Below are 12,265 nucleotides of genomic sequence, written 5' to 3'. Positions count from 1 at the left end.
GCCGTGGCCCGATTCCGGCGCGGCGCGGCCGGGGCGCTGCGAGAGTGGGTTGGTGGGCGGCTTCCGGTGGCAGGAGCGGTTGGGGCCTGCCGTCTCGATCGCCCCCGGCGCCCGGGTCGACCGGTTCGAGGTCTTCTTCGACCTGGTCTTCGTCTTCTCGTTCTTCATCATCACCCGGACGACCGCCGCCAACATCTCCGGCCGCCAGCTGCTGCACGCCCTGCTGGTGCTCGCCGTGCTCTGGTGGTGCTGGGTGGTGCACTGCGTGGTGGCGTCCCGGGTCCGGCTGGGCGAGGGCTTCGTGCCGGTGCTGATGGTCGTCAGCATGGCCGCGCTGTTCTGCTTCGCGCTGTCCCTGCCGCAGGCGTTCGACGACACGGAGGACGTGGCCGCCGGGCCGATGGTGGTCGCGTTGAGCTACGTGGTGATCCGCGGCGTACACCTGTTGCTGTACTGGCACATCGCGCGGGAGAGGCCCGGCGAGCGCCGGCTGCTGCTGAAGTACTCCCCCGAGCTGACGGTCAGCACCCTGCTGCTCACGGCCGCCGCGCTGATTCCGCCGCAGGTCGACGACCCGGGCCGGGCCGCACTGGTGCGGGACGGGCTCTGGATCAGCGTCGTCCTGCTCCAGTACGGCATGGGCCTGGTGGCCGGCGCCTGGGGCTGGACGGTGACCTCCGCCGAGCACTGGACCGAGCGGTACGACCTCATCCTGATCATCGCGCTGGGCGAGTCGGTCATCTCGGTCGGCGTCGGCAGCAACCTGGTCGGTCAGCCCCCCACCTGGCCCGCGGTGGCGGCGGCGGTGCTCGGCAGATTCTTCACCGCCTCGCTGTGGTGGGCCCATTACGACGTGGTCGGCCCGGCCGCTCGGATCGCCCTGCACACGGCCGAGGGCCGGGCCCGGGTGGCGATGGCCCGGGACGCGTACGCCTACCTCCACCTGCCGATGATCGCCGGGATCATCCTGTTCGCCCTCGGTGCGGAGGAGGTCGTAGGCGACATCACCGACCCCGAGGTGCCATTCACCGAGTCGACGCACGGCCCGGGTGTCCCGCTGCTGTTCGGCGGGGTGATCTGCTACCTCTCCGCGAACATGCTGTTCCAGGCGCGCACCCTGCGTACCGTCTACTGGACCAGGGTCGCCGCGGTGCTGCTGCTCGCCGCCGCCATCCCGGTGGGCCTGGTGCTGCCGGGGCTGGCCACCCTCGCCCTGCTCACCGCCATCTGCGTCGGGCTGGTGGGGGTGGAGGTGGTGGTCAAGGCGAACGAACGCCGCGCGCTGCGCGAACGGGTCTTCGAGGAGAAGACCAGCCACGAGGCGTACGAGGCCGCCTGGCGCGCCCGCTGGCGCGAGCCCACCTCGGACGAGCCGTCGACCTGACGCCCCTCGGACTGTCGTCGGTCGTCACCGGCGACCCCGCCGGGAGGGCCTTCGTCTAGGCTGGCCGGCAGCGTCGCGGTGCACCCGGCAAGGAGACCGCCGAGGGCATGGAGGCGCGGGACAGCATGGGACACGCGTGCATCCATCCACGCCGGACGAGCGCCTGCGGGCCTTCGGCAACCAACTGATCGAGATCCACCTCTGGCTCCGCGAGGAGCTCACGCGCATCCGCGACGGCCTGGGCGAGCCCGGCGCACGGCCTCGGGACCTGCGGATCCACTGCCTGGCCTTCTGCGCGGCACTGACCCGGCACCACACGGGCGAGGACGCCGGGGCGTTCCGGGTGCTGGCCGACCGCGTCCCCGAGCTGACCCCGGTGCTGCGCGAGCTGGAGGCCGACCACCACGTGGTGGCCGGGATCCTGCACCGGGTCGAGGAGCTGGCCGACGCCGCCGCGCCGCCGGCCGAGGTGCGGGCCGAGCTGGACACGCTCGCCGCGCTGCTCGAATCGCACTTCGTCTACGAGGAGAAGAAGCTGGTCGACGCGCTCAACGCGCTGACCGACGGCACCACCGAAGGGCTCCTCGGGGTCCCCGTCCCGCCGCCCGGCCCCGAGTAGGTCTGCCGGTAGCAGAATTGCCGGCGTCGGGTTGGCCTGCCGGCCCCGGGGCCGGCAGGGTGGGCGTATGGCGATCTTCTCCCTCCAGGCGACTCCGTCCGACGGCCGGGGCTGGCTGGACCTGGCCCGGCGGGCCGAGGCGGCCGGTTTCGACACCCTGTCCACCGCCGACCACCCCGGCAAGACGACGTCGCCGTTCGTCGCCCTGGCTGCCGCGGCGGCGGTGACGTCGACGATCAAGCTGGGCTCGTACGTCTCCAATGCCGGGATCCGGGAGCCCATGCTGCTCGCCTCGGACGTGGCCACCCTCGACCTGCTCTCCGGCGGCCGGGCCCGGCTCGGCCTCGGCGCGGGCCACACCCCCGCCGAGTGGCACGCGGTCGGGCGGGAGCGCCCCGACGTCGCCGGTCGGGTGCGCCGCTGCCTGGCCGTCGCCGAGGCCGTCCGCGCGCTGCTCGACGGCGAGGAGGTCACCGTCGACTCCCCCGACCTGGTCGTGCGGGCCGCGCGGCTGGAGACGCCGCGACCGGTGCAGCGGCGTGTCCCGCTCACCCTCGGCACGGCGAACTCCACGATGCTGCGCTGGGCCGGCGCGCACGCGGACGTGGTCGGGCTGGCCGGTCTGGGTCGTACCCTGCCCGACGGCTACATGCACGAGGTGCGCTGGCGCGAGGCGGACATCGAGGCACAGCTGGCCTGCGTCGCGGCCGGGGCAGCCGGGCGGGCCGAGCCGCCGGTGCTGGAGGCGCTCGTGCAGCTGGTCGCCGTCACCGACGACGCCGAGGCCGCCACCGCCCAGTTCGCGGAGCAGACCGGCCTGACCGCCGCCGAGCTGCTGGCCACGCCGTTCGTGCTGGCCGGCACCGAGGACGAGATCGTCGCGGCGGTCGCCGCGCACCGGCGCCGCTGGGGCGTCACCCGGTTCGTCGTCCGCGCCGACGCCCTCGACCCGCTCACGCCGGTACTGGCCCGCCTGGCCGCCGCCAGCTGAGCCACCGACTTTCGGGTACGGGTGAGGCGAGGTCAGGTCGTCGGGTGCTCGGCGACGAACACGCCGACGCCGTGCACTCCCTCCACGAGCCCCTGCGTCTGGAGCACCAGGATCGCCTGACGCACGACCGTCTGCGACACACCGTGCTCTTCCTTGAGCTGCGCGGTGGACGGCAGCTTGTCTCCCGGCGCCCACTCGCCTGACTCGATCCGGGCACGGATGTAGTCGGCGAGCTGCGCCCATTTCGGCTTGGCGGGCATTCACACTCCCAGGTCTGCACCGCCATTCGACCATGAACAACTTGGCACGACAAGTAAGGACAAGCTGAGGCTTGCTTTGTACAACATGTCGTGCAAAGCTCTCGTTGACTGGTTCCCAGGTCTGCAAACCAGAGCTGGTCGTTCCGTGAAACGCACCCGGTCGGCCCAATCCCCCGGAGGTCGGCCGGGTGCCACGCCCTGCCCGCCGCACGGTGGCGGGCCCCCGCAGGCCCGGGGCGGGTGCCGGGCTCCAGCCGCCCGCGCAACGGCTGCCCCCGCCCGCCTCGGCGCCGCATCGAATCCTCAAAGGAGAGTCGTGCCCGTAATCGACCAGCCGGTGGACGCTGTGGAGAAGGCGACGAGTTGGTGGCGCGCGGCAGGCGGCTGGTCCGCGTACCGGATCGGCGGCGCTGACATGGCGGCGAGTCGGCGGCGGAACGGGCGGGCCGTCCCCCTCGCGCCTCGGCACCGGCGGACGTGGCGGGGCTGGCGGCGCTGGTGCTCGTGCGGCCTGCGCTGGCGCGCGTGCCCCGACCGGCACCTGCCAGTGCCGACCGAGCCGCCCACCCCGCCGCGCAACACGCGGTGGTGGGACGAGGCGACCCGGGCGAACCCGCAGGTGGGGCGGGTGGGCCGGCTGACGCCCGCGCAGACCTGGCGAGCCAACGGCGGTCGCTGGTGACGACCGCCGGACCGCACCTGCCGCTGCGCCCGCTCTGGCTCTGCCGGGGATGCGGCGCGCCGTGGCCCTGCGGCCCTGCGCGACTCACCCTGCTGCGGGAGTACGCCCACGACCGGATCGCGCTGCTGATCCACCTTGGCGGCCTGCTGCACGACGCGGCCGGTCACCTGCACACGCTCAACCCGCACGACGGCCCCGATCCGACCCAACTCTTCGACCGCTTCCTCGGCTGGGCTCTGCCCCGGCAGTCGTCCGACCACCCGTCCGGGAGCGCCGCCGCGCCCGGCCACGACGTGACCTAGGTGGTTGACCTCTGCATGGCTAAGCTCTCTCCACGCTGACGCGGCTGGAGGTGCAGGGGTTCAAGAACCTCCTCGACGTGAGTGTCGACTTCGGCCCCTTCACCTGCATCGCCGGCACGAACGGAATGGGAGAGTCGAACGTCTTCGACGCGATCGAGTTCCTCTCCTACCTGGCGACCCACTCACTGACCGACGCCGTACGCTCGCCCGGGGCGCGCTCGGCTGGCTGCTGGCCCCCAGCCCCCGGACGGTGACCGGCTCTACACGTCAGGCCCGGCGTCCGTACCCGAAGATATGAGCATGCGGATCCTCATGGCCGGTGCGTCCGGCTTCCTCGGCACCCGGCTGGTCGACCGGCTCACGGCGGACGGGCACCAGGTCACCCGACTGGTCCGCCGGCCGCCGCGCGCCCCCGACGAGCGGCAGTGGGACCCGTCCGCCGCGCAGCTCGACCCGGCGACGGTGGCGGAGGCGGACGCGGTGGTCAACCTGGCCGGCGCGGGCGTCGGCGACCGGCGGTGGAACGACGGGTACCGGCAGGTGATCCGGTCGAGCCGGGTCGACACGACCACCACGCTGGCGGTCACCATCGCCGGGCTGCCCGACGGCGACCGGCCGAGGGTGCTTCTCAACTCCTCGGCGGTCGGCTGGTACGGCAACACCGGCGACCGGACGGTCGAGGAGGACGCCCCGGCCGGCGAGGGCTTCCTGGCCGACGTCTGCCGGGTCTGGGAGGCCGCGACGCGCCCGGCCGAGGACGCGGGCGTACGCGTGGTGCGGCTGCGCACCGGGCTGCCGCTGCACCGCGACGGCGGGCTGCTGAAGCCGCAGTTGCTGCCGTTCCGGCTGGGGATCGCCGGCCGGCTCGGCAGCGGCCGGCAGTGGCTGCCGTGGATCTCGCTGGTCGACTGGCTGGACGCCGTGGTGTTCATGCTGGCCCGCGACGACGTCGCCGGGCCGGTCAACGTGGTCGGGCCGGCCCCGGTGACCAACGCCGACTTCACCCGCGAGCTGGCCCGGCAGCTGCGCCGGCCGGCGATCATCCCGATCCCGGCGCTGGCGTTGAAGGTGGCGCTCGGCGGCTTCGCCCACGAGGCGCTGACCAGCACCCGGGTCCTCCCCGGCGTGCTCACCGAGGCCGGCTTCGCGTTCCGCCACCCCGATCTGGCCGGCGCGCTGCACGCCGCGCTACACGACTGACAATCCCCACTCCCCCAACCCGGTTGATCATGAAGTTGTTGCCACGACACGTCGGGCGGGGTGGCAACAACTTCATGATCAACGCGCGGTGCGGGAGGATCAGCAGCCGATCACCCAGTGGTTGGGGCCGGTCTGCTTGAGGGTGCTGGTGTAGAAGGTGTTGTAGAGGCCCATCCGCTGGTTCGAGCCGTTGGCGTAGGCGTAGCCGCCGGACTGGTAGGCGCGGCCTGCGCCGACGTGCGCGTAGTTGCTGGCGGTCACGCAGGTCGGTGCGGTGGTCGGGCTCGCCGTCGGGGAGGCCGTGGGGCTCGCCGTCGCCGTCGGGCTGGGCTGGGTCCCGCCGTCCAGGCCGAAGAAGACCGCGTCGTGGTACGCGGAGCAGATGGTGTCCAGGATGTACGGGGCGGTGGTGCCACACTGGTCGGCGGCCGAGCCGGGGTCGACCGGGGTGCCGTGGCCCATGCCGGAGATCCGGTAGACCCGCACGTCGTTGTTGCCGTACACCTCGAGGCTGGTGTTGGCGGGCAGCGACGCGGTGCTGGTCGGGGTCTGCGAGACGCCCCGGACGTTGGTCCACTGGTCGCGCAGCTCGGTGGCGTTGGCCGGCACGACCGTGAAGTCCGAGGTGCCGTGCCAGATGGCGACCCGGGGGCGCGGGCCGGTGTGCCCGGGGTGGGCGGCCCGGACCAGGTTGCCCCACTCCTGCGGGGTCTTGTTCACCCCCTGGAACTGGCAGGCGTTGGTGGTGGCGGGCGGCGAGCAGCGGTACGGCAGGCCGGCGATGACGGAGCCGGCGGAGAAGACGTCCGGGTAGGTGGCGAGCATGACCGCGCTCATCCCCCCGCCGGCGGAGAGCCCGCTGACGAAGACCCGGCCCGGGTCGGTGCCGTAGTTGTTCCTGGCGTAGTCGACCATCTGCTTGATCGACAGCGCCTCGCCGGATCCCCGGGTGATGTCCTGCTCCACGAACCAGTTGAAGCAGCTCAGCTGCTGGTTGGCGCTGGACTGCTGCGGCACGATCAGGGCGAACCTCCACTGGTCGGCGTACTTGCGCCAACCGGAGTTGGCGAAGTAGCCGGAGGCGTCCTGGGTGCAGCCGTGCAGCAGCACGACCGCCGGCGCTCCGGCCGGCAGGTTGTCCGGCCGGTACGCGTACATGGCGAGGTTGCCGGGGTTGGAGCCGAAGCCGGTGACCTGGGTGAGGGTGGCGGCCTGGGCGGGGGCGGCGAGGGTCACGACCGCGGTGGCGGCGAGGACCAGCCCGGCGACCGCACCGGTCAGCCGGGTGAGCAGGGACGAGGAGCGGCGCACGGGGGCCTCCTGGGGACGGGTTGTGAACTGGGTCACCCGCGAATTGCCGCGAGGTTACGTCGATGTGTCGTGGTGTGACATGGGCCACGGTCACACATTCGCTGTCGGGAGGATGTGCGTCCTGACCGGCGTGTCCAGGTCCGGTTGGTAACGTCCGCTGCGTGCCGACCTCCCCGTCCCTGGCGCCCTCGCCGGCCTCGCCGCGCCGTGTCGTCCGCGACCGCCGGGCCGACCTGATCGTGGCGCTGGTCGCGCTGGCGCTCGCCGTCTGGGTGACCAGCGGGCTGTGGCGGGACCCGAACGTCCGCGCCATCACGGTCAACTCCAGCGACCAGGCGCTCTTCGAGTGGTTGCTGGCCTTCGGCGGCCACGCGGTGACCCACGGCGACAACCCGCTCTTCACCCACCTCGTCAACGTCCCGGACGGGGTGAACCTCGCGGTCAACACCTCGATCACCGTGTACGCGGTGGTCTTCGCCCCCCTGACGTACCTGATCGGGCCGCCGGCCACGTTCCTGGTGATCCTCACCCTCAACCTGGCCGCCACCGCGCTCGCCTGGTACTGGCTGTTCTCCCGGCACCTGGCCCGCAGCCCGCTCGCCGCCGCGGTCGGCGGGTTGTTCATCGGCTTCTCCCCCGGCATGGTGTCGCACGCCAACGCCCACCTGAACTGGACCGCCGGCTGGTTGGTGCCGCTGCTGGTGTGGCGGACGTTCGCCCTGCGCCGCTCCCGGCGCCCGCTGCGCGACGGCGCGATCCTCGGCGCGCTCGTCGCCGTCGCCTTCTCCATCGCCGCCGAGGGGCTCTTCTTCACCGCGCTGGCGCTCGGCGTCTTCGTCGCCGCCTGGGCGCTGCACCCGGCCCACCGCGCCGAGGCCCGGGCGGTGCTGCCGACCTTCCTGCGCGGGCTCGGGGTGACCGCCGTGGTCGCCGGGGTGCTGCTGGCGTACCCGCTCTGGCTGCACTTCGCCGGCCCGCAGCGCTTCCACGGCACCGGCTTCGACGCGGTCATCCACTCCGAGGACGTCGTCGCGTTCGGGGCCTACCCGCGCCGCTCGCTGGCCGGGGAGGTGGGGCTGGGCACCCGGCTGGCGCCGAACCCGACCGAGGAGAACTCGTTCTTCGGGATCCCGCTGCTGCTGCTCGCCGTCGCCTGCTTCGTGGCGCTGTGGCGCCGGGCCGACGCGGGCCGCCGGGCGACGCTCTGGGCGCTGGGCGTGACCGCCGTGGTCTTCACCGTGCTCTCCTTCGGCCCCGAGGCCAAGGTCGACGGGCACCGCGCCGACCTGCCGATGCCGTTCGACCTGCTCGGGCACCTGCCGGTGATGAACGCCGCCCTGCCCGCCCGGCTGGCGCTGGTGGTGGCGCCGGTGATCGGGGTGCTGCTCGCGTACGCCGTCGACCAACTGCGGGCCGATCCGCCCCGACGCCGCCCGGTGCGGCTGGCCTGGTGGGCGGGGTTCGCGGTGGCGCTGGTGCCGCTGCTGCCGACCCCGCTGCTGACCATCGAACGCGAGCCGATACCGCGCTTCATCACCGCCGGCACCTGGCGCGAGTACGTCTCCCCGGGCGGGGTGCTGACCCCCGTGCCGCTGACCCTCGACGTCTATCCCGACGGGCAGCGCTGGCAGGCGTACGCGCTGGCGCACCGGCAGGGCGAGTTCGCCATCCCCTCCGGCTTCTTCCTCGGCCCGGGCGGCCCGGACGGCCGGGGCCGGATCGGCCCGCCGCCGCGCCCGTTCAGCGCCATGCTCGACGAGGCCGGACGGAGCGGGCTGGTGCCGATCATCACCGAGGGCAGCATCCAGGAGGCCCGCGCCGACCTGCGGCACTGGCGGATCGAGACGGTGGTGCTGGCCGACGAGGTGCACGGGGCGAAATGGCCGGTCGACGAGGACGCGATCCGCCGTACCGTGACCGCGTTGCTCGGCCCGCCCGAGCGGGTGGACGACGTCTGGCTGTGGCGGGTCCCGCAGGGATGAGCGCCGTGGTGACGTGGTGAGCCGCGTCACCGCAGGTGACTGGCCGGTACGGGTCTAGGCTTGGCGCGTGAGCACGACGACTTCCGGCCTCACGGCCGTCCGCGCTGGTCTCCTCGACTACCAGGCCGCCTGGGACGAGCAGCGCCGGCTGCACGAATCGGTGGTGGCCGGCGAGCGGGGCGACACGGTGCTGCTGCTGGAGCACCCGAGCGTCTACACCGCCGGCAAGCGCACCGAGCCGTGGGACCGGCCCATGGACGGCACGCCGGTGGTCGACGTCGACCGGGGCGGCAAGATCACCTGGCACGGCCCGGGGCAGCTCGTGGGCTACCCGATCGTGCGGCTGCCCGACCCGGTGGACGTGGTCGCCTACGTGCGCCGCACCGAGCAGCTGCTGATCGACGTCTGCGCCGAGTTCGGGCTGGCCGCCGGCCGGGTCGACGGGCGCAGCGGGGTCTGGGTGCCGGAGGACGACCGGGGCCCGGCCCGCAAGGTGGCCGCCATCGGCATCCGGGTCGCCCGCGGGGTCACCCTGCACGGCTTCTCGATCAACTGCGACTGCGACCTGGGCCACTTCGACCGGATCGTGCCCTGCGGCATCCGCGACGCCGGCGTCACCTCGCTCACCGCCGAGCTGGGCCGCCCGGTCACCGTGGCCGACGTGCTGCCGGTGGTCGAGCGCCACCTGCCGGCCCTCGTCGCGGCCTGACCCCGCCCGTGCGGATCGATCTCGTCACCGTCGTCGTCGCCGATTACGACCCGGCCATCGACTTCTTCACCGAGGTGCTCGGCTTCGACCTGGTCGAGGACTCGCCGTCGCTGACCAACGACGGCCGCCCGAAGCGCTGGGTCGTCGTCCGACCGCCCGGCGCGCAGACCGGGCTGCTGCTGGCCCGCGCCGACGGCGAGCGGCAGGCGCAGGCCGTCGGCGACCAGGTCGCCGGACGGGTCGGCTTCTTCCTCCAGGTCGACGATTTCGACGCCACCCACCGCCGGATGGTCGAGGCGCGCGTCGAGTTCGTGCGGCCGCCGCGCACCGAGCCGTACGGCCGGGTGGCGGTCTTCCGCGACATCGCCGGCAACCTCTGGGACCTCCTCGGCCCGGCCTGACCGCGCAGGACGCTGCCGACAGCGCCGACGAGCAGCGCGAACAGGCTGCTGAGCCCGGCCACGGCCGTCGCGGTCGGCACGTCGGAGACCGCGTGCGGCACCGACGCCGCGGCGCCGAACCCGAAGACGAGGGGTGCACGTGGTTGCGCCCGTAGAGCGAGGTGAACGCGCCGAACGCGGCGTACAGGGACCAGTCCGGGTGGCCCCGCCAGCACCGCTCTTCGGCTCACGCCGTCCGGGTCTCGTCCGAGGCCCCGCTCCTTCATACCCCGGGACCCGGCCGCGGTTCGGTGGACCCGACTCCAAGCACTTGAGCGGTCGCTCAAGCGGAGGTATCGTCCCCTTGAGCGACCGCTCAAATGGGGAGGCTCCAGTGCGGGCTGTCTATGTCGAGGCGCTGATCGCCGCACCGGTCGAACGGGTGTGGTCTGCGACGCAGGACCCCACGGCGCACCGCCGGTGGGATGTCCGCTTCAGCCGGATCGACCCGGTGCCGGGCATCACGCCCGCCCGGTTCCGCTACTCCACCACGGTGTTGCCCGGGGTGCGGATCGGCGGCCACGGCGTACACGCCGGTGAGCGGACACGACCGGACGGCACGTGCACCTCGGCCCTGCGCTTCGGCTCCGACGACCCGCGATCGCTGATCGCGTCGGGCTCCGGCTACTGGCGATACGTGCCAGTCCCTGGCGGGGTGCGCTTCCTGACCGGCTACACGTACGCCACCCGCTGGGGACCGCTGGGCCGGCTTGCCGATCTCGTGTTCCGCCCGCTGTTCGGCTGGGCGACCGCGTGGTCGTTCGACCGGCTGCGGCTGTGGCTGGAGCACGGCGTGCCCCCGGAGCGCGCACAGCGCGACGCCGGGCGGGAGCTGGCCCTGCGGGTGCTCGCGGTGACCGGCGTCGGCGCGCTGGTCGCGTCGGTCACCGACGGATCCGCGACCGCGGCCGGTGCGGTGCTCGCCGCGTCGGTGGTCGTGCTGGCGCTGCCTCCCCGTCCCCACACCCCGGCTGCCCGCCGCTGTCGACGCCGGCCGCCGGACCGTCTCGCCGCCCGCCCACCGTCCGTCCTGGAGAAGCTGTGACCTCCGTCTTCCAGCGCGCCCTGGGCACCAACTTCGGCCGACTGCACCCGCAGTTGCAGCGCCGCTTCGGCGTCGACGGCGACACCGACGTGGGCTGCGTGGGCACCGGCATCATGGACCGCGTCTGGCGGGGGCCCGCCTTCATCGCGCCGTTCCTGCGGCTGGGCACCCTGCGGCACATCCTGTTCCCGGAGACCGGCGTCGGCATTCCGTTCACCATCGAGAACTACGCCTACGCCGACTCGTACCGCCGACCCACGCTGACGTTCGTGCGGACCTTCCAGGTGTCGACGCACTGTCGCCGCCGCTTCGACGCCACCATGGTCTACAGCCCGCAGCGCCAGGTCCTGGTCGACTACCTCGGCACGCACCAGCACCTCGCGGTCGACCTGCACCTGGGCGTCGACGCGACCGGCGCGCTGACCATCCGCAGCGGCGCCCAGCGCTTCCGCGGCGGAGTGCCCTGCCCGGCGGCCCTGACCGGGCAGGCGCACCTACGGGAGTGGTACGACGACCGCCACGGGCGCTTCGGCATCGAGGTGCGGGTGAGCAACCCTCTCGTCGGGCCGCTGTTCGGATACTCGGGCAGCTTCACCGTCCAGTACGTCCGTTCCGACCGGGCGCCGGTGCCGGCGGCGGTGCGGCCGCTGCGGGAGAATCCCCGCGACTGACGAAAGGACAGCCATGGCCGCCACCCGCCAAAAGTTGATCGACGGCGCGCTCGCGGCGATCCGCACCCACGGCATCGCCGGCGTTTCGGCCCGCACCGTCGCGGCGGCGGCCGGGGTGAACCAGGCCCTGGTCTTCTACCACTTCGGCAGCGTCGACGCCCTGCTCGCCGAGGCCTGCCGCAGCGCGACGGCGGCCCGCGTCATGGCATACCGGGAACGCTTCGCGGAGGTACGGTCGCTGCGCGAACTGCTCGACCTGGGTCGTGCCCTGCACGAGCAGGAGCGTGCCGAGGGCAACGTGGCGGTCCTGGCCCAGTTGCTCGCCGGCGCCCAGACCGACCAGCGGCTCGCCGAGTCGACGGCCGCCGCGCTCCGAATGTGGACGGCCGAGATCGAGACGGTGCTGCGCCGGGTGCTGCGCGACTCACCGGTCGCCCCGGTCGCCGACCCGGCAGGGCTGGCGAGCGCGGTCTCGGCCGCGTTCGTCGGCTTGGAACTCTTCGAGGGAGTCGACCCCACCGGCGCGCGGGACGCCTTCGACGCGCTGGAACGCCTCGCGGTGCTGATGGAGGTCGTGGAGGATCTGGGCCCGATGGCCCGCCGGGCGCTGCGCGGCCGGCTGCGCGCCCGCGGCTGACGTCCGGTCCGGGGCTGAGGACGCCGCGGCCG

The 12,265-nt window shown here is 73.3% G+C and carries 15 protein-coding genes; 13 read left to right on the top strand and 2 right to left on the bottom strand.

Annotated features, from left to right (window positions below):
- Positions 1 to 52 precede the first annotated feature (52 nt).
- From ACGF5C_RS11125 to ACGF5C_RS11115, 3 genes are all read left to right on the top strand, one after another.
- Positions 53 to 1,384, top strand: coding sequence for a low temperature requirement protein A (locus tag ACGF5C_RS11125; RefSeq protein ID WP_393299659.1), 1,332 nt, complete (start codon positions 53 to 55; stop codon positions 1,382 to 1,384).
- Between the two features lie 136 nt (positions 1,385 to 1,520).
- Positions 1,521 to 2,003, top strand: a complete 483-nt coding sequence (locus ACGF5C_RS11120) for a hemerythrin domain-containing protein (RefSeq protein ID WP_393299656.1) — start codon at positions 1,521 to 1,523, stop codon at positions 2,001 to 2,003.
- Positions 2,004 to 2,070: 67 nt separating this feature from the next.
- On the top strand, positions 2,071 to 2,994 hold the full coding sequence (locus tag ACGF5C_RS11115) for a TIGR03621 family F420-dependent LLM class oxidoreductase (protein ID WP_393299653.1): 924 nt from the start codon (positions 2,071 to 2,073) through the stop codon (positions 2,992 to 2,994).
- Between the two features lie 32 nt (positions 2,995 to 3,026).
- Here ACGF5C_RS11115 and ACGF5C_RS11110 read toward each other — a convergent pair whose 3' ends face one another.
- Positions 3,027 to 3,254, bottom strand: a complete 228-nt coding sequence (locus ACGF5C_RS11110; protein ID WP_393299650.1) for a GntR family transcriptional regulator — start codon at positions 3,252 to 3,254, stop codon at positions 3,027 to 3,029.
- A gap of 316 nt (positions 3,255 to 3,570) precedes the next feature.
- Between ACGF5C_RS11110 and ACGF5C_RS11105 the strand changes: the two genes are divergently transcribed.
- The 4 genes from ACGF5C_RS11105 to ACGF5C_RS11090 are packed head-to-tail and all read left to right on the top strand — an operon-like array spanning position 3,571 to position 5,438.
- The gene (locus tag ACGF5C_RS11105) at positions 3,571 to 3,936 is read left to right on the top strand and encodes a hypothetical protein (protein WP_393299647.1); all 366 of its coding nucleotides are present in this window, start codon (positions 3,571 to 3,573) and stop codon (positions 3,934 to 3,936) included.
- A complete protein-coding gene (locus ACGF5C_RS11100) occupies positions 3,933 to 4,238 on the top strand; it encodes a hypothetical protein (protein ID WP_393299644.1) in 306 nt (101 codons plus the stop codon). The genes ACGF5C_RS11105 and ACGF5C_RS11100 overlap by 4 nt, the downstream gene beginning before the upstream one ends.
- 50 nt (positions 4,239 to 4,288) lie before the next feature.
- Positions 4,289 to 4,492 (top strand): hypothetical protein, encoded by a 204-nt coding sequence (locus tag ACGF5C_RS11095; RefSeq protein WP_393299641.1) that lies wholly within the window; start codon positions 4,289 to 4,291, stop codon positions 4,490 to 4,492.
- Between the two features lie 46 nt (positions 4,493 to 4,538).
- A complete protein-coding gene (locus ACGF5C_RS11090; protein ID WP_393299638.1) occupies positions 4,539 to 5,438 on the top strand; it encodes a TIGR01777 family oxidoreductase in 900 nt (299 codons plus the stop codon).
- A 99-nt stretch (positions 5,439 to 5,537) separates the two neighbouring features.
- Here ACGF5C_RS11090 and ACGF5C_RS11085 read toward each other — a convergent pair whose 3' ends face one another.
- The gene (locus tag ACGF5C_RS11085) at positions 5,538 to 6,749 is read right to left on the bottom strand and encodes an alpha/beta hydrolase family esterase (RefSeq protein ID WP_393299842.1); all 1,212 of its coding nucleotides are present in this window, start codon (positions 6,747 to 6,749) and stop codon (positions 5,538 to 5,540) included.
- 161 nt (positions 6,750 to 6,910) lie between these two features.
- Between ACGF5C_RS11085 and ACGF5C_RS11080 the strand changes: the two genes are divergently transcribed.
- The 6 genes from ACGF5C_RS11080 (at position 6,911) to ACGF5C_RS11055 (ending at position 12,233) form a co-directional block, all read left to right on the top strand.
- Positions 6,911 to 8,731, top strand: a complete 1,821-nt coding sequence (locus tag ACGF5C_RS11080; protein ID WP_393299636.1) for a DUF2079 domain-containing protein — start codon at positions 6,911 to 6,913, stop codon at positions 8,729 to 8,731.
- 67 nt (positions 8,732 to 8,798) lie between these two features.
- Positions 8,799 to 9,440, top strand: a complete 642-nt coding sequence (gene lipB, locus ACGF5C_RS11075; protein WP_350707875.1) for a lipoyl(octanoyl) transferase LipB — start codon at positions 8,799 to 8,801, stop codon at positions 9,438 to 9,440.
- An 8-nt stretch (positions 9,441 to 9,448) separates the two neighbouring features.
- Positions 9,449 to 9,841 (top strand): VOC family protein, encoded by a 393-nt coding sequence (locus tag ACGF5C_RS11070; protein ID WP_393299632.1) that lies wholly within the window; start codon positions 9,449 to 9,451, stop codon positions 9,839 to 9,841.
- A 373-nt stretch (positions 9,842 to 10,214) separates the two neighbouring features.
- A complete protein-coding gene (locus ACGF5C_RS11065) occupies positions 10,215 to 10,925 on the top strand; it encodes an SRPBCC family protein (protein ID WP_393299628.1) in 711 nt (236 codons plus the stop codon).
- Positions 10,922 to 11,596 (top strand): DUF4166 domain-containing protein, encoded by a 675-nt coding sequence (locus ACGF5C_RS11060; RefSeq protein WP_393299625.1) that lies wholly within the window; start codon positions 10,922 to 10,924, stop codon positions 11,594 to 11,596. The genes ACGF5C_RS11065 and ACGF5C_RS11060 overlap by 4 nt, the downstream gene beginning before the upstream one ends.
- Before the next feature lie 13 nt (positions 11,597 to 11,609).
- Positions 11,610 to 12,233 (top strand): TetR/AcrR family transcriptional regulator, encoded by a 624-nt coding sequence (locus ACGF5C_RS11055; RefSeq protein WP_393299622.1) that lies wholly within the window; start codon positions 11,610 to 11,612, stop codon positions 12,231 to 12,233.
- Positions 12,234 to 12,265: the final 32 nt, after the last annotated feature.

Origin of the sequence: Micromonospora sp. NPDC047620, assembly GCF_043205005.1 — a bacterium.
Lineage (GTDB): Bacteria > Actinomycetota > Actinomycetes > Mycobacteriales > Micromonosporaceae > Micromonospora.
This window is presented reverse-complemented; position numbering and strand designations above follow the sequence as displayed.

Bases quoted from the DNA above. Each gene is read 5' to 3' on its own strand.
- ACGF5C_RS11110 (WP_393299650.1), bottom strand. From the start codon at position 3,254: ATGCCCGCCAAGCCGAAATGGGCGCAGCTCGCCGACTACATCCGTGCC.
- ACGF5C_RS11090 (WP_393299638.1), top strand. From the start codon at position 4,539: ATGCGGATCCTCATGGCCGGTGCGTCCGGCTTCCTCGGCACCCGGCTG.
- ACGF5C_RS11055 (WP_393299622.1), top strand. From the start codon at position 11,610: ATGGCCGCCACCCGCCAAAAGTTGATCGACGGCGCGCTCGCGGCGATC.
- ACGF5C_RS11115 (WP_393299653.1), top strand. From the start codon at position 2,071: ATGGCGATCTTCTCCCTCCAGGCGACTCCGTCCGACGGCCGGGGCTGG.